This is a genomic window from Pseudomonas sp. ML96 (assembly GCF_000761545.1).
GTDB lineage: Bacteria > Pseudomonadota > Gammaproteobacteria > Pseudomonadales > Pseudomonadaceae > Aquipseudomonas.
On record NZ_JPMY01000035.1, the window covers coordinates 1 to 18660 of the forward strand.

The window sequence follows — 18660 nt, forward strand, 5'->3', positions numbered from 1 at the left end:
GGCCGGCTCGGTGGGTACGTTGCTGGCGGCGCTGCTCGGCGCCGGCGCTACGGTGCTTGGTTGATCGCCAGGCGTGCTTGTGGAGCCGGCCAGGCCCAGCCATAGCCCTGCGCCGACGGCGGTGACGGCGAGGCCACTGACGAACAGACGGGTCTTGATGCTGGACATGTTCTGGTTCCTGGAGACAGGTGACTCCAGTTAAGACCATGGGTGTGGCAGGACCAAGCGGCTCAGTCCGGATGCGCCGGCACCTGCTCCGGCCAGTCCTCGCGGCGCAGGCCCAGGTGCGGCAGCCAGTCCGCGGGGGCTTGTGGCACCTCCTGCTGCGGCCAGTTGGCGGCGCCGCAGCGCTTCTCGAATGTTCGCGCCAGGCGCAGCCAGGTGCGATAGGCGTCCTCGCCGGCCATGCCCAGGCTGTTCTCCAGGCGCACCCATTGCAGAGCGGCCTGGTGCAGCTCGTCGGCATCGCGCAGGCAACGGCTGAAGGACCTGTCGTCGATGGCGGCATAGGGCGAGGGCACTTCGCGCGCCCATTCCACCGTGCGGAACACGCCACCGATCAGCAGGCCGGCGAGCACGAACGCCAGCAGGAAGGTGCCGAAGAACAGCATGATCGCCACCTGCGCCATGCGCTGCACGACTTGGGGTGGCAGGTTGTCGAGGACGCTGCCTCTGGGGCGCAGGGACAGGGCTCAGCTCTCCAGCCAGACGTCGCGGCACCAGTGCCAGACCGAGTCCCAGCTCTCGTCGGTCAGCTCGCCTTCGTCGCCGTCCCACAGCCACACGGTGCCTTCCACGTCCACCGCGTAGTAGTCGCGGCCGTCCTGGCACAGCGGCACCAGGTCGCGCGGCAAGCCACGGTCCCAGGCTACCGAGGCGACTTCCGGCAGGTAGGTGTGCGAGTGCGGGTCGCTGGCGGTGACCGGCTCCAGGCGGCCGTAGACCACGTCGCTGACCTTGAGCAGGTACTCGCGCAGCTCGAACGGCAGGTGGATGAGGATCTGCTCCTGGATTTCCACCAGGGTTTCCTCTTCCGGCAGCTCCAGTGGTACCGGCACCGGTTCGTTGAGTTCGCGCAGCTGATCGATGACTTCTTCCACGGTACGTCTCCAGGCAAAAGCGGATTCGGCTAGAGGGTAGCCGATCGGAGGCGCGTTTTACCCTGTGCGACGGGCGAGGGGAAGCGTGGGCCAAAAGAAACCCGGGCAAGCCCGGGTTTCCTTGTTGCAGACCGGCCTTACATCAGGCGCTTGCCGTCTTCGCGGGTGATCACCACGGTGGCCGAGCGCGGGCGCCGGCCCGGGCCGTCCGGCCAGGCGCTGAGCAGGTTGCTGGCGGTGGAGCCTTCGCCCGGGTGCTGGATGTTGACGAACAGGGTGCGGAAGTCCGGCGTGGCGCTGATGCCGGTGATCTCCGCGCCGATCGGCCCGGTGAGGAAGCGTTTGACCTGGCCGCTGCGCGGGTCGGCCACCAGCATCTGGTTGTGGCCGAACGGGCCGCTGGAGAGCTGGCTGCCGCTCATGTCGGTCTGGATCCACAGGCGGCCGTCCGGGTCGAACCACAGGCCGTCCGGGCTGGCCAGGATGTTGCTGGCGTCCAGTGCCGCGCCGTTGGGGCCGCGGCTGTCGGTCTGCGGGCCGGCGAGCAGGAAGATGTCCCAGTTGAAGCGCTTGCCGGCGTGGTCGCGCTGGTTTTCGCGCCAGCGGATGATGTGCCCGCAGGGGTTGGCCGCGCGCGGGTTGGCGGCGTCGGCCACGGTGCGCGAGCTGTTGTTGGTGAGGGTGAAGTAGACCTCGCCGTTGTCCGGATTGACCGCGCCCCATTCCGGGCGGTCCATCTTGGTGGCGCCGACGATGTCGGCGGCCAGGCGGGTGTTGATCAGCACCTCGCCCTGGTCGGCGAAGCTCACCCCGGCCTTTTCGCAGGCGGCGCGGAAGGCCTTGTCCTTGATGTCCAGGGCCAGCCAGTCGCCGCTGCCGTCGGCGTTGAAGCGCGCCACGTAGAGGGTGCCGTCGTCGAGCAGGCGACCCGGCTGGCGCAGCAGCGGCAGGTATTTGCTGCGGCTGACGTACTTGTAGACGTACTCGTTCTGCGAGTCGTCGCCGGAGTAGCAGACCAGCGGGCGGCCGACCTGCACCGGGGCGAAGATCAGGCCCTCGTGGGCGAAGCGGCCGAGGGCGCTGTGCTTGACCGGGGTAGAGGTCGGGTCGAAGGGATCGATCTCGACGATCCAGCCGAACTGGTTGGGCTCGTTGCGGTAGTCGCCTGTGGCGTCGGCGGCCTTGCGGGTGGCGTCGAAGCGCTGGAACTCGTCGCCGGCCAGGGTCTCCCAGCCGAAGCGGCTGGCGTTGCGCAGGCCATAGCGCTGCAGCTCGCGTGGCAGGCTGGCGTCCTGGGTGGCGAAGTAGCCGGCCCAGTTCTCCTCGCAGGTCAGGTAGGTGCCCCAGGGCGTGAAGCCGTTGGCGCAGTTGTTCTGGGTACCGCGGGTGGCGGTGCCGTCCGGGCTGTAGCGGGTACGCAGCAGGGCATGGCCGCGCGCCGGGCCGACCATCTGCATCGGCGTGGCGGCGGTGATGCGGCGGTTGTAACGGCCGGGTACCACCTGCCAGTCACCGAAGCGGTCGCGGCGGATCTCGACGATGGTCACGCCGTGGGCATTGATTTCCTTGCGCACCTCATCGGGCTTGGTGCGCTTGCCGCTCACCGTGGTCGGGCCGTTGGGGTGCAGCAGCGGGGCGTCGATGTACTCGTTGTTGAACACCAGCAGGCCGTGGCCGGACTGGCGGCCGCCACCGTGACGACCGTCGATGGGGAAGAAGTGCATGCCGTCGTGATGCATGCCGACCTGTTCGGCCTGGTCCTGGGCACTGTTGCTGGCGTCCTCGAGGAAGGCCGGCAGGCGGCCGCTGATTGGCGTGCCCCAGGGCAGGATGACGCTGGCCTGGTAACCGGCCGGCACGGTGATGCTGTCGGTGCGGGCCACCGGGATGGCCTCGAAGGGCAGGCGCTGGCGCTTGCCCCAGCCGTGCTTGGCGCCCTTGGCGCTCTGCTCGGCGGCCTCGGCCACCTGCGGCAGCACGCCGAGGAAGCCCAGTGCGCCGACCGCCGCGCCCCCGGCGAGAATCTGCCGGCGGCGCTGGTCGATCAGCTCGTTCATGTGCGGGTTGGCGGAGTGGTTGCTGGGGAGTTCGTCACCGCTGCCAAACATCACGGCGTTATGGTCATCAAGGCTCATCGTTCGGGTCCTTCTGCTGAGGAGTTGCGACGGAGTCATGACGCTAGAGAGGCTTGGCGACGAAACGATGACGCTTGTGTGGCGATTCGGCGGGATGCGAGCGGGTTAACGTTTTGCCTGGCGGCGCTGTTCGGAGCCGCTCATCAGGCGCGCGTCGAGCAGGGCGTGGTGGGGGATTTCGGCCTCGGCCAGGTCGCGTAGCAGTTCGGTGTCTTCATGGCTGCGGATATGCGCGGGCAGTTCGCCGAGCAGGTCCAGCAGCAGCGGCCAGTCCCAGGCCAGGGCGTCGCTGACGATCTCCAGCTCGGCATAGCCGGCAAGGAAGGCGCGCAGGGCCTGGCTGGCCTCGACGCGACTGCGCCCGTGGCGGGGCAGGTCCAGCTGCGGCAGGACGATCTCATGGACGAAGGCGGAGCAGTCCGCTTCGCTCCAGCCGTCGCTCAGCTCGACATAGAACTCGGCGCCGGCCGGGTCGACCAGGGCCAGGCTGATCAGCCGGTAATCGGCGGTGAGATTGGTGAATTCGGTATCGAGGAACAGGGTGGTCATGCTGCGGCTCGGTGACGGCGGTAGCGCCACTCTAGCAGCCGGGCAGGCACAAAAAACCCGGGCCAGGGCCCGGGTTCTGGGTAACGCGCGAGGGATCAGCCGTTCTGGCGGATACCGGCGACCAGCCACGGCTGGTTATCGCCATTGGCGCGCTCCATGCGCCAGCTTTCGCTGAACGCCTCGCCCTGGTCGAAGCGCGAGGTCTTGGCCACGCCACGGAAGGTCAGGGTGGCGACGGTCTTGTCGGCCAGCTCGTCGATGCCGTCCAGCTGCACGCTGAGGTCATCGACGTAGGTGGACTGGTAGCCCTCGCCCATGCTGGCGCGCTCTTCCTTGAGGAAGCTGAGCATCTGCGGGGTGACGAACTCGGCGATCTTGTCCATTTCCGCGGCGTCCCAGTGCTGCTGCAGGGCCAGGAAGTGGGTGCGGCCGGCTTCGATGAAGCGCTGCTCGTCGAACCAGGCCGGGGCGTTGATGGTCACCGGCGCGGCGCTCGGTGCAGCGCTGCCGAAGATCGGCGCCTGCTGCTGCGGCATTTCGCGCTGCATGCCACCGGCCATGGCCGGGCGGCCCTGCTGCTGACGCCGGGCGGCGAACAGCTTGAAGATGACGAAGGCGATCAGGCCGAGGATCAGGAAGTCGAAGAACTGGAAGCCCTCGAAGCCGTCACCCATGAACATGGAGGCGAGCAGGCCACCGGCGGCGATGCCGGCCAGCGGCCCCAGCCAGCGCGAGGCGCCGCTGGCGGCGGCCGGACGAGCGGCACCGTTCATGCTGTTGGCGGCAGCCGGCTGGTTGGCCTTGGGCGCATCCATCTGGCGAGTCTGGTGGGTCGGCGCGGAACCGAAGGATTTGCCCCCGCCCATGCGCTTGGCCGCGCTGGCTTCGAGGCTGAGGGTCAGGCCCAGGCACAGGGCCAGGGCGATGCTGAGAAAACGCTGCATGTGGGAAGGTCCCGCTTGAGGTTAGGGTTCGCGCGCCATGCTGCCGCAGTGTTGGGACCCTGGCCAGCCGCAGAATGTTTCCGGATTTATGTACGCGCCTGTCCGTTTCCCCGGCGCTAGCGTAACAGCCAGCCCAGCGGCCCGCCGCGCAACTGGCGGCGCAGTAGGGCGCGCAGCTCGGCGTCGTGCTCCTCGGGGTGGCGCAGCCAGTGGATGAAGGTGCGCAGGAACACCGCGCTGAGCAGGCTCTCCTCGGCTACCCGCGACAGGTGCAGGTTCTGTCGCCGCGCCGCCTCGCGCCACCACTGCACGGTACGGCTGACCCGCAGCAGGGCGCCGGCCTGCAGGTGGATGTGTCCCGGCTCCAGCTTGTACAGCAGCATCTGCCCGGTCAGTGCACGGTGCGCGGCCATACCGCCGAGCCAGGCCACCAGCAGCTCTTCCAGGCGCTTGCCGGCATCCAGCGTGGCGATGTCGGCCGCCTTGGCACGCTCGAACAACGCCGCATCGGCGCGATCCAGCCAGGCCTCGACCAGATCGTCCTTCTGCCGGTAGTGACGGGCGATGGCACCCAGGTCGCAACCCAGCGCCGCGGCCACGTCATGCAGATGCAGGCGCTCCCAGCTGCAGGTTTCGGCCAGGTCGAGGGCGCTATCGAGGATCGTGTCGGCGGAAGGCGTCGAGCGGGGCATGCGGAGTACCTCCGCTCGACAGTATGGTCAGCCAGCCCGGCCGGATGCGCCGGGCTGACGGGCGGACTAGAGCGCTTCCAGCTTGGCGTAGGCCAGCATCAGCCACTTGCTGCCTTCGCTGGCGAAGTTGACCTGTACCCGCGCCTGGGCGCCGCTGCCTTCGAAGTTGAGGATCACACCCTCGCCGAACAGCGCGTGGCGCACGGCCTGGCCGAGGCTGAAGGGCGTCTCCGGCACGGCCGCGCCGCTGAACATCGAGCCGCCGCTCATGGTCCGGCTGGGTGCCGAATAGGGGCGGCTGACGCTGTTGGAGAGGCGCACTTCCTGGATCAGCGCCGGCGGAATCTCGCGGACGAAGCGCGAGACCTTGTTGTAGGTCTCGCTGCCATACAGGCGGCGGGTCTCGGCGTAGGTCAGTACCAGGTTCTGCATGGCGCGGGTCACGCCGACATAGGCCAGGCGGCGTTCTTCCTCGAGGCGGCCGGGCTCTTCCAGGCTCATCTTGTGCGGGAACAGGCCTTCTTCCATGCCGACCAGGAACACCAGGGGGAACTCCAGGCCCTTGGCGCTGTGCAGGGTCATCAGCTGCACGCAGTCCTCGTGCTCTTCGGCCTGACTATCGCCGGCCTCCAGCGAGGCATGGGTGAGGAAGGCGGCCAGCGGCGACAGCTCGTCTTCTTCGTTCTCGAAGTTGCGCGCGGCGCTGACCAGTTCCTCAAGGTTCTCCACCCGGGCCTGGGCCTTCTCTCCTTTCTCGGCCTGGTGCCAGGCGATCAGCCCGCTCTGTTCGATGACGGTCTGGGTCATCAGGTGCAGCGGCATATCCAGCACTTTCGCCGAGAGGTTCTCGATCAGCTCGACGAAGCCGCTCAGGGCGGTGGCGGCGCGGCCGGTGAGGCCCTTATTGGCGATCAGCTGCTGCATCGCCGCCCACATCGACAGGTCGGCGTGGCGCGCGTGCTCGCGAATGGCCTCGACGGTCTTCTCGCCGACGCCGCGGGTCGGCACATTGATCACCCGTTCCAGGGCCGCGTCGTTATGGCGGCCGTCGAGCAGGCGCAGGTAGGCCACCGCGTTCTTGATCTCGGCGCGCTCGAAGAAGCGCTGGCCGCCATAGATGCGGTAGGGGATGCGTTCGCGCAGCAGGGCCTCTTCCAGCACCCGCGACTGGGCGTTGGAGCGGTAGAGGATGGCGATTTCGCTGCGCTTCAGGCCGTCCTTGCGCAGCGCCGACTCGATCGACTCGACCACGTAGCGGGCTTCGTCGTGTTCGTTGAAGGCGGCGTACAGGTTGATCGGCTCGCCGTCGCTGCCGTCGGTCCACAGTTCCTTGCCGAGGCGCCCGCTGTTGTTGGCGATCAGGGCGTTGGCGGCCTTGAGGATACCGGCGGTGGAGCGGTAGTTCTGCTCCAGGCGGATCATCTGCGCGTCGGCGAAGTCGCTGGAGAACTGCTGGATGTTCTCGATCCGCGCGCCACGCCAGCCATAGATCGACTGATCGTCGTCGCCGACCACCATCAGGCTCTCGCCGCCCTTGGCCAGCAGGCGCAGCCAGGCGTACTGCACGGCGTTGGTGTCCTGGAACTCGTCGACCAGGATGTGCTTGAAGCGCTTCTGGTAGTGCGCCAGCAGGTCCGGCTTGTCGCGCCACAGGTCCAGCGCGCGCAGCAGCAGCTCGGCGAAGTCGATGACTCCGGCGCGGGCGCAGGCGGCCTCGTAGGCGGCGTAGATCTTCAGCATGGTGGCGAGGAACAGGTCGCCGCCGGGCTGGATGTTCTGCGGGCGCATGCCCTCGTCTTTCTGCCCGTTGATGAACCACTGGGCCTGCTTGGCCGGCCAGCGCTGTTCGTCCAGGCCCAGCTCGCGGATCACCCGTTTGACCAGGCGCTGCTGGTCGTCGGAGTCGAGAATCTGGAAGTTCTCGGCCAGGCCGGCTTCCTGCCAGTGCGCGCGCAGCAGGCGGTGTGCCAGGCCGTGGAAGGTGCCAACCCACATGCCGGCGGGGCTCATGCCGAGCATCTGCTCGATGCGCTGGCGCATCTCGGCCGCGGCCTTGTTGGTGAAGGTCACCGACAGGATGCTGTACGGCGAGGCGCCGAGGAACTGGATCAGGTAGGCGATGCGGTGCACCAGCACGCGGGTCTTGCCCGAGCCGGCGCCGGCCAGCACCAGCTGGCGGCCGAGCGGGGCGGCCACGGCCTGGCATTGCGCATCGTTGAGGGAGGCGAGGAGGAGTTCTGGGTCGAAGGAGGGAGTGTTCTGCATCGCGGCATTCTACGGGCCGGGTCAAGGAGCGGCAAACCGCGGGCAGACGGGCGAGAACCTGCTTACGATCTGCTGCGCGTCGGCGATACGGCGTTAAAAACAGCCTCAGAATGCTCATTGACCATTCGTAAATTGCGCTTCTTCAGCAGTTTGCGGGGCCGCCCAGGCCTTGTCTCGCTCTAGCTCGCGAGATCGTAAGCAGGTTCTGGGTATCTCAGTGAACAAGCGTTCGCCTTTTGTCGCCTCGCGCTGTTAAAAAGCCATCATCGGGCTTGGGCAAGCCGCTCTAGCTCGGGTATGCTCGGGCAAAGTCAGGCATCCCATTACAAGAAAATCGCCTATGACACAGTCTCTTCGGGGGGCCTCCGCCGGCACGGCGGTGGAGGAGTCGCGCGCCATTCGTCAGCAGTTCGCCACCGAGATCGCGGTGGAGCGGACTCGCCTGCTGTATCAGGGCTCTCAGGTTCCCACGCTATTCATGCTGCTCGGTGGCCTGGTCTGCGCCGCACTGCTCTGGCATCCGCAACAGAGCCTGCTGCTGGCCGGCTGGCTGGTATGGGTGGTGCTGCTGGCGGTGCTGCGGCTGATCCAGATGGCCGCCTTCAATAGCGCCCTGCCGTCGCGCCAGGCCAATCCGCACTGGCATCGCATGTTTCTGGTCGGCGCGGGCCTGTCCGGGCTGACCCTGGCGTTCGCCGCGATCTACCTGGTGCCAGCCGACAGCTTCCTGCTGCAGGTCATCGTCTATGGCCTGATCGCCGCCGCCATTCTCTCCGCCAGCGTCGCCTACGCGGTCAGCCGCCCGGCCTTCCTGGCCTTCGCCCTGCCATGCCTGCTGCCTTCGGTGGCCTACCTGCTGGTCAGCGACAACGTGCGCCAGCAGGGTTGGGGTGCGCTCGGCCTGTTGATGCTGCTGAGCCTGTGCGTGGTGGCCTGGCAGGTCAATCGACTGGTGCAGAACAGCCTGCTGCGGCGCTTCCAGAACCAGGCGCTGATCGAGCGCCTGGAGCATGCCCGGCAGAGCGCCGAGGGGCTCAACCAGGAGCTGGCCCGCGAGGTCGAGCAGCGCCGCCGCGCCGAGCGCGAGCTGCGCCATGCCCACGACGAGCTGGAAGTGCGCGTAGCCCAGCGCACCCTGGAGCTGGACGACACCAGCCACGCCCTGGGCAACAGCGAGGCGCGCCTGGCCCTGGCCCTGGAGGCCAGCGAACTGGGCCTGTGGGACTGGGACCTGAGCACCGACGAGGTGCACCACAGCCACCTGGAAAGCATCTTCGGCATCCGCCAGGAAGAGGTGAAGGGCGTGCTCAGCCACCTCAAGCCGCGCCTGCACCCGGACGATCTGCCGCTGCTGCGCCGCGCCCTGGTCGAGCACCTCAAGGGGCGTACCGAGGACTATTGCGTGGAGTACCGCGTGCGCCACGCGGACGGCCGCTGGCGCTGGGTCGAGGACCGTGGCCGTGCCGTCGAGCGTGACGAACGTGGCCGCGTGCTGCGCATGCTCGGCACCCGCCGCGACGTGACCGAGCGCAAGCGCCTGGAAGAGGAACAGCGCCTGGCCGCCACGGTGTTCGAGGCCTCGGGCGAAGGCATCGTGATCCTCGACGCCGACTATCTGCTGCTGTCGGTCAACCAGGCCTTCAGCGACGTCACCGGCTACCGCAAGGAAGAGGTGCTCGGACGCAGCGTGGCGACCCTGATCAGCAGCCGCGACACCCGTCGCCAGTACCAGCTGATCCGCCAAGAGCTGGCCCAGCACGGCAGCTGGCGCGGCGAACTGGTGGAGACGCGCAAGAACGGCGAGCTGTACCCGCAGTGGCTGCAGCTCAACGTGGTGCGCGACGGCCGCGGGCGGGTCAACCACATCGTCGGCTTCTTCTCCGACCTGTCGCAGCGCCGGCAGACCGAGGAGCGCCTGCGCTACCTGTCGCACTACGACGAACTCACCGGCCTGGCCAACCGCAGCCTGTTCCGTGAGCGCCTGCACGAGCTGTGCGAGCGAGCGCGCCAGGAGGAATCGCGCCTGGCCCTGCTGCATGTCGACCTGGACCGCTTCAAGCTGCTCAACGACAGCCTCGGCCACGAGGTCGCCGACCAGCTGCTGCGGCAGATGTCGCGGCGCATCAATCAAAGCGTGCCGGAGGCGCACACGGTGGCGCGCCTGGCCGGCGACGAATTCGCCATCCTGCTCGACGACTACGGCAGCCTGTCGAGCCTGGCCCGCACCGCCAGCCGCCTGCTGAGCAAACTGCGCACGCCGATGACGGTGGGCGGCCACGAGCTGGTGGTCAGCGCCTCGGTCGGCATCAGCCTGCTGCCGGACAACGCCCGCGAGCTCTCGGCGCTGATCAGCCAGGCCGGCATGGCCATGCAGCACGCCAAGCACCTGGGCGGCAACACCTTCCAGTTCTACACCGACAACCTGCAGGCCTGCACCCTTGAGCGCCTGCAGCTGGAAACCCAGCTGCGCAAGGGCATCGAGGATGGCCAGCTGGAGGTGTTCTACCAGCCCAAGCTGTGCCTGGCCGACGACAGCCTCAACGCCGCCGAGGCGCTGGTGCGCTGGCGCCACCCGGAGCTGGGCCTGGTCGCGCCCGGCGAATTCATCCCGCTGGCCGAGGAGACCGGGCTGATCGCGCCGATTGGCGAGTTCGTCCTGCGCCAGGCCTGCCTGCAGGCGCGCGAATGGCAGCGCCAGGGCCTGGCCGACCTACGCGTGTCGGTCAACCTGTCGGTGCATCAGCTGCGCCAGGGCAACCTGGTCGCGCTGGTGCGCCAGGTGCTCGACGACACCGGCCTGCCACCGCGCCTGCTGGAGCTGGAGCTGACCGAGAGCCAGCTGCTGGACAACGTCGAGAATGTCATCGCCACCTTCCAGCAGCTGCGTGACCTGGGCGTGAAGCTGGCAATCGATGACTTCGGCACCGGCTACTCCTCGCTGAGCTACCTCAAGCGTTTCCCGGTGGACTACGTGAAGATCGACCAGACCTTCGTCCGCGACCTCTCCACCAATGGCGAGGATGCGGCGATTACCCGCGCGATCATCGCCATGGCCCACGGCCTGGAGCTCAAGGTGGTGGCCGAGGGCGTCGAGACCCAGGCGCAGATGGACTTCCTCAAGGCGCAGCGCTGCGACGAGATCCAGGGCTACCTGATCAGCCCGCCGGTGCCGGCCGAGCGCTTTGCCGAGCTGCTCAGAGCGCAGGCGGAGATGTTCTGATCAGCCGTTCCAGCGCCCTGGCGCGTAGGAGAACACCGGCAGCGACCAGTGCCAGCGGATCGCCGCCAGGCGTAGGGCCAGGCCGCTGGCGAACGAGGCCAGCAGGTTGAGGTCCTCATGCACGCCGAGGTGGCGCAGGCCTAGGTAGAGCAGGGCGACCAGCAGCGAGACGCTGGCGTACAGCTCGTGGCGCAGCACCTGCGGCAGGCGGTTGCACAGGATGTCGCGCAGGATGCCGCCAAACACGCCGGTGATCACCCCGGCCATCACCACCACCGGCAGGGCGTAGTCGAGGTCCAGGGCGACGTTGCAGCCGATCACCGTGAAGGCGATCAGGCCCATGGCGTCGAGCAGCAGGAACAGCCGGCGCAGGTGGTGCATGAAGCGCGCGATGAGCATGGTGAACAGGCCGGCGCAGATGGTCAGGTAGATGTAGCCGGGGTGCTGGGTCCAGCCCACCGGGAAGTTGCCGAGCAGGATGTCGCGCACGGTGCCGCCGCCGAGGGCGGTGATGAAGGCGATGAGGGCGACGCCGAACAGGTCCATGTTGCGTTTGCCGGCGGCGAGCGCGCCGGACATGGCTTCGGCGGTGATGGCGATCAGATAGACGTAGAGCAGCACACAGAATTCCTGCGTTAGGTGCCTCTCCCCCTGTCCTGTGTACCTGAGAGTTTGCGCGGCGCGGCCGCTTGCCCCTTCGGTGGGTCGCTCGTGGCGACCTCTCTCCAGTCGGCTATATCGGAATCTCGCAGTGCTGGGCCTGAGCGATCATGGGAGTTTGCGCCTTCGGCGGAGGCGCACGCGGCGCCTCGCTCTCCTGCGAGGGCGCGCAGTATAGGCAGGTGCCTCGCTCAGGCCAACTGGCGCAGCAGTAGTGCGTGGTCGAGGCTGATGTCCGCCGGCAGCGGCAGGTAGACGATATGGCCGTCGCCCGGCGCTGCGTCGGTGCGCTCGCCGCTGGGCTTCTCCAGCGCGTCAAGGAGGAAACCGAGGTTGCCGCGCGGGGTCATCAGCTCCAGGTGGTCGCCGAGCTCGAAGCGGTTCTTCACCCGCACCTCGGCCAGCTCGCCACGGCGCACGCCGGTGAACTCGCCGACGAACTGCTGGCGTTCGGCGAGCGAGCTGCCGCGCTCGTAGTTCTGGTACTCGTCATGCACGTGACGGCGCAGGAAGCCCTCGGTGTAGCCGCGGTTGGCCAGCGAGTCGAGGTCGTCCAGCAGGCGCCGGTCGAAGGGCCGCCCGGCCACCGCATCGTCGATCGCCCGGCGATAGGCCTGGGCGCTGCGGGCCACGTAGAAGTGGCTCTTGGTGCGACCCTCGATCTTCAGCGAATGCACGCCCATGGCCACCAGGCGCTCGACGTGCTGGACGGCGCGCAGGTCCTTGGAGTTCATGATGTAGGTGCCGTGCTCGTCCTCGAAGGCCTCCATCGGCTCGCCGGGACGACCTTCCTCCTCCAGCAGGAACACGCGCTCGGTAGGTGAGCCCTCGCCGAGGGTCGGCTGGCAGCTGCGCACAATGCCGCCCAGCTCGTTTTCCTGGCCTTCCTGGGCCTGGTACTTCCAGCGGCAGGCGTTGGTGCAGGTGCCCTGGTTGGGATCGCGCTTGTTGAGGTAGCCGGACAGCAGGCAGCGCCCGGAGTAGGCCATGCACAGGGCGCCGTGGACGAACACCTCCAGCTCCATGCCTGGCACCTGCTGGCGGATCTCGGCGATCTCCTCCAGGCCCAGCTCGCGCGACAGGATTACTCGCGTCAGCCCCTGGCGGCGCCAGAACTCCACGCTGGCCCAGTTCACTGCGTTGGCCTGCACCGACAGGTGCACCGGCATCTGCGGGAAGTGCTCGCGCACCAGCATGATCAGCCCCGGGTCGGACATGATTAGCGCATCCGGCGCCATCGCCACCACCGGCTCCAGGTCCCGGAGGAAGGTCTTCAGCTTGGCGTTATGCGGCGCGATGTTGACCACCACGTAGAAGTGCTTGCCCTGGGCATGTGCCTCGGCGATGCCGATGGCCAGGTTGGCGTGATCGAACTCGTTGTTGCGCACCCGCAGGCTGTAGCGCGGCTGGCCGGCGTACACCGCATCGGCGCCATAGGCGAAGGCATGGCGCATGGCCTTAAGGGTGCCGGCGGGGCAGAGCAGTTCGGGGGCTTGGAGCGAAGACATGGCGGCACGGGCATCTGCAAAAGGGCGCAGATGGTGCCCGCTAGCGCACCACCGGGTGTTGATCCAGCGCAGCCCTCAGCGCGATGGAGAGCGAATCAACCAGAGCACGCCGAGCAGCAGCGCCAGTCCCAGCAATAGCTTGGCAAAGAAGAACAGCACATCGACCGAGCCACTGACCTGCCCACCACCCGTGACCGCCCCGGCAACACCGGCGCCGCCAAGCAGGAAGCAGAGAATCGACAGGGCGAGCACGGCGAATGCGCCGATAAAGAGTTTGTTCATGGTTTCCATCCTTGGAAGTGCTGATCGGTGTAGAGCGTGAAGTAGTGGGCTGATTTTCGGCGTCGAGGTCCTTCTGGCCATCACTCTGCAGGCATCTACTGCGAAGTAGCGTCTAGCGAGAGTCGCATGGTCTTGGTCAGCTTCTGCAAGCGCGGGATTACGGTTTCTGGTGGTGGGGTGAAGTCGGTCAGATCGCCGGTGCCCTTCTTGAAAGTGAATACCTGCACGGCAAGCAGTGGGTCGATCAGCCCGCCGCGATGGGCGATGGCAAACCAGGCGCGCTCCTGTTCGCCGGAACCAGGTTTGGGATTGAGCTGCCAGCCTTCCAGCCCTGCCAAGCGCTCGCCGAAGTAAAGGCGTTCGACAATCGGGGAAATCTTCCACTTGCTGGCGTCATAACCGGGGCGGTAATCGGTGTCGTAGATGTCTGCGGTTGGGGAGATGTTCTTGCGGTTGTCGGGTGAAACGGTCAGCAGCGAGAAGATCACGTTGGGTGTGCGGGTGAAGCGGAAGGAGAACTTGAAGTCATGGCTGGACTTGCCGTCGTCGGCGATAAATCCATAGGGGAAGCACACGCCAGGCCCCTCGGGTACTTCGTACATCTCGCGGGTGCGGAAGCGGGATAACAGATCCTTCACTTCCTGCATTGCATTGTCAGGCTTGGGGGAGAGCGCGAAGTAATAGACGCGTTGATTACGCCAAAGAAAGACATCGTACGGAACATGTTCGCTGCCCAGGATATGGGCGTCGGGAATATCGAGGTCGAGATCGTAGACATGAGCGAGCCGGATATCACGTTTGAACTCTTCAATCTTGCGTTTGTAGTCCGCAATGCCTTTCTCGACATCCTCCATGGTGACGCCTTGGCTTTCATTTACATGATTGCTTTTCGATCTTTCCAGATCCTCTACAAGCCCTTCGTATGACTCAATTCTTTTCCGTAGTTCTTTCTGGGCCAGCCGACCGCTACCCCTGATATAGTTGGCAGCACCATCGAATTCCTCGCGTGTGGTGATATCGCTGACATAGAGCACGGCATCATCTTCACCATAGACATAGCTGCCGGCCTCTCCACGACCGCTGACCTTCTTTGCAAATGCATGTCCGCCACCGCCAGCCCGGGAGAGCTCTCCGACCGCCTCGGATGGAAAGGTGGCCCACTCGATATCTTCAGCTACTTGGAAAGTCCAGCGCCCCAAGCATTCCTGGCGCCCCGGCTCGGCCCAGGATGCTCCAGTGGCGAGCAGCAGGCTGTAGGCGAACATGGTGGTACGGATCATGTGCGGTGGCTTTCCTGAGTTGAATGACTGGTTGCGTCGGCTAGTGCGGGCTGAGGGGAGTTTCCTTGCTGGGCCAGCATGCTGAGGTTGAGGCCGGAGTCGTTGTGTTCTTCCCTGGTCCAGAAAATCGGCAGTGCTGTGATAAAGCCTTGAACCCCGATTGGTGGCCGAAAGATTTTCACTGGCTTTAGCGTGGTAGAGCGCCAGAATCGCTCTTCGTAAGGCATAGGTTCCAACATCTCTCCACCATCGGCACGACGTCTGAAATTGCGATATGACCAGGTTGGCCATATGGAGGCTGGGAACCCGTCTTTGTAGCTGGCTGCCTGGGACACCTCAGGTGTTTTTTGTTGCTGGTATGGGCTGACGTTTTGGGGAATAAAATCAAAGCTGCTGTTATAAACGTCGGCGTTGCGTGTAGCTCTGCTCTGAATTGCTTTCCAGGTCTTTTCCGCTGCAGGGTGGTCAATGTATTGCGCCAGATCCGTGGCAGATTTCACCCCCGAGTCTTTACCCAGCCCTAGGCCGAAGTGCTTCTTCCACAGTGCCACTCGCAGCTCATGAACAGACTTGCCGACCACGGCGTCATTTACGCCATCTAGTTTGATCGTAATCGGTGTGCTGTCGCGGACGATGACTGCCAGTTCGGAGTCGCGCTCACCCTGCAGGCTGCGGTCGTTGATATTGGCGCTGCCCAGAATCGCCACCCGGTCGTCGGCGATCAGCAGTTTGCTGTGGATATAGATCTGCTCGGTAACCACCCGGCCGGCCAGGGTCTGCCAGGTACGGAGGTTGAGCAGGGTCAGGTAGCGCGTCCAGTCCTGCTGCTCGTAGAACGGGCGATTGCTGGTATCTTTGCGCTCAATGATCTTCAGGGCATCTTCACGGCTCACCTTGCGGTCGAGCAAGGCGCGGATAGCCATGCGTCGCTGGATGCGCTTGATCAGGCTCTGTTCGCCGAATACCAGGCTCTGCATAGTCAGATGTACCTGGTGCATGATGTTCAGCACGTTCAGCGCACCTTCCGGATGCACCGGTAGAACCAAGTAGACGTGGAAGGGCAGCTTCTCGTCGATGGCCCGTCCAATGCGCTCGGCCAAAGCCTGGCCGATATTGTTCAGCAGGCCGGACTGCTCCTGGCCGAGTTTCTGAGTGGCCCAGCCCAGCGCATTATTGCCCCACATGGGCTTCAGTGCCGTGAGGAATGTGCGGGCCTCGGCTCCGGGTTCCCTGGCGATCTTGTCGATTTCACGCCAGTCGAGTTGCCAGATGTTCTGGGCGTCCAGGGCCTCCTGTAGACGCACCCGTGCAACCAGGTCCTGCTTCAGGCTGCTGGGGCTACGCAGGCTGGCCATGGGACCGGACAGTCGCTCTTGCTGGTCTTGCGCCAGTTCCCCTTCGGCACCGAATGCGCTCTGGAAGAACTGGTTCTCGATGTAGATGAATTGTTGTGCACTGGAGATGGCTTGAAGCATGGCGAGCTTGCAGTTGGCTTGTCCGCCGTCAGGCTCAATGCCGCTCGGAGTTGGCAGCTCAACCCCTGCTCGGCGGCGACCTTTCTGTTCCTGCTGGATCATGCGCGAAGAGGCGCTGCGCAGGACCTGTACGCTGACGCCACCCTGCTGAGGTGCAGGAGGCTTGGGGAGCTGGCTGGGGGCGTTGATCCACACCGGATTAGGCTTGCCAATATCCAGTTTCAAGGGCCTGCTCGTATCGATGTAGCTCTCCAGACCACCCGCTTTTACCAGTGCGTTCAGCCAGTGCATGACGGTTTCGAGCAGTGTGCGAACTACCTGGGTATCACCCAGTGGTGGCGTATCGGCCAAATAGGCCTGTTGCCCATTCCAGCGGTCGATGAAGTTGCGCGAAAGGTCGTAGACCGATGGTCCTTCTATGCGGCAATGCACATCCTGCCAGGGCATGCGCGGCTGATCCTCTGCGAGCCTGGTGTTATCGGGCGAGGACAGTGGCTGTGGGGTCTTGTGCAAATAGGGGAACGGCGAGAGATGGCTTGCCGAGCGCTCCTGAAGGAGTCCGTGAATCAGCCAGAATGTGGCGCTGGCCAGTTCGTTGGTGCCGTTCATCAAGCCGGATGGCAGGTCTGTGAATGTCTTGCCGCTGAGGATGGTCAGCATCTGGCCGATCTGAGTCTGGCTCATCCATTGGCTGATCAGCTCGATGCTCTTTATTCGTAGCGATTCAACAAGATTCTGACCCGCTGTTTTCAGCTCTTTCAGCCAGAGTACGATGCGCTGTTTGAGCTGCAGAGCCATCGGTGTGCTTGCCAGAGAGCTTTCGATCAGCGCCGCGATATGGCGTATGGCCGACTCCATGGCTTTGCGTCTGGCGTCCGATAACCAGGTGATGTCGCCGGCTGCCTCTTTGGCACTGTTCACGGCGCGCCCCAGCCACTGCAGGGCAGGCAGGGCGGGGCTGCGGAATATGTCGGCGATGAAGGCGCCGCCATTCATGGTCTGCGCGCGGCTGGGCGAGAGCGGAATATCCCAGTCTATCCCTAGTGTTTCCGACTTTACGGATGCACTGGCCATTGGGCGGGACAGGTCGAACAGGGTGGCCAGCATCAGCCCCATGGAGCTGACATGCTCCTCTAGTTCCATCCAGCCAAATTTGGGGAGCCCAGGGTTGTAAGCGTCGTTGCCTTGGCGTTTGCTCGCATCGAGACTGAAGTTGTTGTCGTCACGGCGCCCGTAAGCGAGATCGATACCGCCGACGTAGCCAATGCGATTGTCGATGACGACGGACTTCTGGTGGTGGGAAAAGGCAACGCCCAGTCCGCGCATGCCACTTTGCTGAATGGCTGGGGTGCAGAAGGCACGTGGACCGCCTTGCAAACCAGCATTCAGCTGGAATATGGCCAGCATGGTTTCGAAGTCGTAGGTGCCTAGGGCGCCCGAGGGGCTGAGCCAGGGCATGACATAAACTTTCAGTGCAGGTTTGGCTTTCAGTGCCTGATGCAGGCACCCCCACAGGGTGCGTTTGCCATCCAGCAGGATGTCATAGTTGATCTGCCAGCCAGTGATGAAAATGGACTGAGTTGCCTGATCGATCGCACCGGCTACGTTCCGGAAGTAGGCGTCACCGGTGGTGAAAAAATGGATCTGATTACCTGCGCGCTTGGGAGCGAAAGGGTTGTCATCCTTGATAAAGAAGTCGGGCGCCGAGAACGCTGCCAGGGCTTTGCCGTCCTGGGTGTTGATCTGATTGACTTCCTTTGCACGCACACCGTTGTAGGCGTTGTTGATCGCCATAGCCATCATTCCTTGGATTTGAGGTGCGAATACAGATCACTGGCGCAGCTGCTGTCCTGATGGCTGCGTTCGAGTTCCAGCGGAGATGTTGCTGCAGTCGGGCTGTGACTGAGGCAGTCCGTAAAGTCGAGTGCGCTGCGGGCATGTCGATCTTCATCCCAGCTCGACTGCTCAAGATGTAGTCGCAGGGCTACCTGTTGGCCGGGATAGGCCAGCCACAGGTTGCTTGGATTGGAGCCACAGAGCTTCGAGAGTTCTCTTTGTTGCGCTGCATCCAGCTTGATGCGTCCTTGCTCGTCGCTCACTCCTTCGAATACGACGTCTGCCTCGGCGCCTTTCACGATGCGCCAGGGGGTATGAATCAGGGCGAAGCCCTCGTCGCCAGGAATGTCCTGTAGCTGAATATTGAATAGGTACTCGCGCGGCTCGCTGGTGATTATGACGGGGCGCGGTTGGGGTGGTGCGAGTGTGAGTAGGCTGCCGGCGCGATCTGTGTCGGCGGGGCGCGGAATGAGCGGCAGCAGGATGGCGATACCGCTGCCTGCTCCTGGCGCGCCGCCGGAGTTCATCTTGATGGTCGCGCCGCTGAGGGTGATGCCGCCGGGATCGAGCTTTAGCCAGCTACCGCCACCCTTGGCGGTGAGCTCCATGCCGGCGTCGATGACCACCTTGCTGCCGGCGTAGTAGTGGATCTCGTTGCCCGCCTCGACGAACTGTCCCGTGCCCAGTTTCACATGCTGCGTAGTGGCCACGGTG

At 65.0% G+C, this 18660-nt stretch carries 13 protein-coding genes, 1 pseudogene and 2 riboswitches; of the genes and pseudogenes, 1 reads left to right on the forward strand and 13 read right to left on the reverse strand.

The features are described 5' to 3' along the window. Nucleotides 1-230 precede the first annotated feature (230 nt). From IP89_RS16530 to uvrD, 7 genes are all read right to left on the reverse strand, one after another. Nucleotides 231-611, reverse strand: coding sequence for a hypothetical protein (locus tag IP89_RS16530; RefSeq protein ID WP_156115075.1), 381 nt, complete (start codon nucleotides 609-611; stop codon nucleotides 231-233). Nucleotides 612-692: 81 nt separating this feature from the next. Then, nucleotides 693-1100 carry an SMI1/KNR4 family protein gene (locus tag IP89_RS16535; protein ID WP_021702397.1) on the reverse strand — a complete coding sequence of 136 codons (408 nt, stop codon included), beginning with the start codon at nucleotides 1098-1100 and terminating at the stop codon, nucleotides 693-695. 137 nt (nucleotides 1101-1237) lie between these two features. Further along, on the reverse strand, nucleotides 1238-3235 hold the full coding sequence (locus IP89_RS16540; protein WP_043310717.1) for a PhoX family phosphatase: 1998 nt from the start codon (nucleotides 3233-3235) through the stop codon (nucleotides 1238-1240). A 105-nt stretch (nucleotides 3236-3340) separates the two neighbouring features. After that, on the reverse strand, nucleotides 3341-3784 hold the full coding sequence (locus tag IP89_RS16545; RefSeq protein WP_043310718.1) for a 3'-5' exoribonuclease: 444 nt from the start codon (nucleotides 3782-3784) through the stop codon (nucleotides 3341-3343). 95 nt (nucleotides 3785-3879) lie between these two features. Beyond that, nucleotides 3880-4728 (reverse strand): Tim44 domain-containing protein, encoded by an 849-nt coding sequence (locus tag IP89_RS16550; RefSeq protein WP_043310719.1) that lies wholly within the window; start codon nucleotides 4726-4728, stop codon nucleotides 3880-3882. 116 nt (nucleotides 4729-4844) lie between these two features. Next, the gene (locus tag IP89_RS16555) at nucleotides 4845-5420 is read right to left on the reverse strand and encodes a TetR/AcrR family transcriptional regulator (protein ID WP_043310720.1); all 576 of its coding nucleotides are present in this window, start codon (nucleotides 5418-5420) and stop codon (nucleotides 4845-4847) included. A gap of 66 nt (nucleotides 5421-5486) precedes the next feature. After that, nucleotides 5487-7685 carry a DNA helicase II gene (uvrD, locus tag IP89_RS16560; protein WP_043310721.1) on the reverse strand — a complete coding sequence of 733 codons (2199 nt, stop codon included), beginning with the start codon at nucleotides 7683-7685 and terminating at the stop codon, nucleotides 5487-5489. Nucleotides 7686-8025: 340 nt separating this feature from the next. Here uvrD and IP89_RS16565 point away from each other — a divergent pair, with 340 nt between their 5' ends. Further along, on the forward strand, nucleotides 8026-10905 hold the full coding sequence (locus IP89_RS16565; RefSeq protein ID WP_043310722.1) for a GGDEF and EAL domain-containing protein: 2880 nt from the start codon (nucleotides 8026-8028) through the stop codon (nucleotides 10903-10905). Here the strand turns inward: IP89_RS16565 and IP89_RS16570 are convergent, their stop codons facing one another. From IP89_RS16570 to IP89_RS23755, 6 genes and pseudogenes are all read right to left on the reverse strand, one after another. Next, nucleotides 10906-11526, reverse strand: a complete 621-nt coding sequence (locus IP89_RS16570; protein ID WP_043310723.1) for a trimeric intracellular cation channel family protein — start codon at nucleotides 11524-11526, stop codon at nucleotides 10906-10908. It lies immediately after the preceding gene. Between the two features lie 20 nt (nucleotides 11527-11546). After that, nucleotides 11547-11644: riboswitch (glycine riboswitch) on the reverse strand. Continuing rightward, nucleotides 11645-11735, reverse strand: a riboswitch (glycine riboswitch). Nucleotides 11736-11756: 21 nt separating this feature from the next. Next, on the reverse strand, nucleotides 11757-13073 hold the full coding sequence (yegQ, locus tag IP89_RS16575; RefSeq protein WP_043310724.1) for a tRNA 5-hydroxyuridine modification protein YegQ: 1317 nt from the start codon (nucleotides 13071-13073) through the stop codon (nucleotides 11757-11759). Between the two features lie 75 nt (nucleotides 13074-13148). Next, entirely contained in the window at nucleotides 13149-13355 is a 207-nt protein-coding gene (locus tag IP89_RS16580) for a hypothetical protein (protein ID WP_043310725.1), read from the reverse strand. A 95-nt stretch (nucleotides 13356-13450) separates the two neighbouring features. Further along, nucleotides 13451-14635 carry a T6SS immunity protein Tli4 family protein gene (locus tag IP89_RS23750; protein ID WP_256203159.1) on the reverse strand — a complete coding sequence of 395 codons (1185 nt, stop codon included), beginning with the start codon at nucleotides 14633-14635 and terminating at the stop codon, nucleotides 13451-13453. Continuing rightward, nucleotides 14632-17904 (reverse strand): phospholipase D-like domain-containing protein, encoded by a 3273-nt coding sequence (locus tag IP89_RS16590; protein ID WP_043310726.1) that lies wholly within the window; start codon nucleotides 17902-17904, stop codon nucleotides 14632-14634. Before IP89_RS16590 ends, IP89_RS23750 begins: the two co-directional genes overlap by 4 nt. Before the next feature lie 5 nt (nucleotides 17905-17909). Next, nucleotides 17910-18660: pseudogene (locus IP89_RS23755) on the reverse strand (type VI secretion system tip protein VgrG); the annotation flags it as partial.

Bases quoted from the DNA above. Each gene is read 5' to 3' on its own strand.
- IP89_RS16530 (WP_156115075.1), bottom strand. From the start codon at position 611: ATGCTGTTCTTCGGCACCTTCCTGCTGGCGTTCGTGCTCGCCGGCCTG.
- IP89_RS16540 (WP_043310717.1), bottom strand. From the start codon at position 3,235: ATGAGCCTTGATGACCATAACGCCGTGATGTTTGGCAGCGGTGACGAA.
- IP89_RS16545 (WP_043310718.1), bottom strand. From the start codon at position 3,784: ATGACCACCCTGTTCCTCGATACCGAATTCACCAATCTCACCGCCGAT.
- IP89_RS16550 (WP_043310719.1), bottom strand. From the start codon at position 4,728: ATGCAGCGTTTTCTCAGCATCGCCCTGGCCCTGTGCCTGGGCCTGACC.
- IP89_RS16555 (WP_043310720.1), bottom strand. From the start codon at position 5,420: ATGCCCCGCTCGACGCCTTCCGCCGACACGATCCTCGATAGCGCCCTC.
- uvrD (WP_043310721.1), bottom strand. From the start codon at position 7,685: ATGCAGAACACTCCCTCCTTCGACCCAGAACTCCTCCTCGCCTCCCTC.
- IP89_RS16565 (WP_043310722.1), top strand. From the start codon at position 8,026: ATGACACAGTCTCTTCGGGGGGCCTCCGCCGGCACGGCGGTGGAGGAG.
- yegQ (WP_043310724.1), bottom strand. From the start codon at position 13,073: ATGTCTTCGCTCCAAGCCCCCGAACTGCTCTGCCCCGCCGGCACCCTT.
- IP89_RS16580 (WP_043310725.1), bottom strand. From the start codon at position 13,355: ATGAACAAACTCTTTATCGGCGCATTCGCCGTGCTCGCCCTGTCGATT.
- IP89_RS23750 (WP_256203159.1), bottom strand. From the start codon at position 14,635: ATGATCCGTACCACCATGTTCGCCTACAGCCTGCTGCTCGCCACTGGA.
- IP89_RS16590 (WP_043310726.1), bottom strand. From the start codon at position 17,904: ATGGCGATCAACAACGCCTACAACGGTGTGCGTGCAAAGGAAGTCAAT.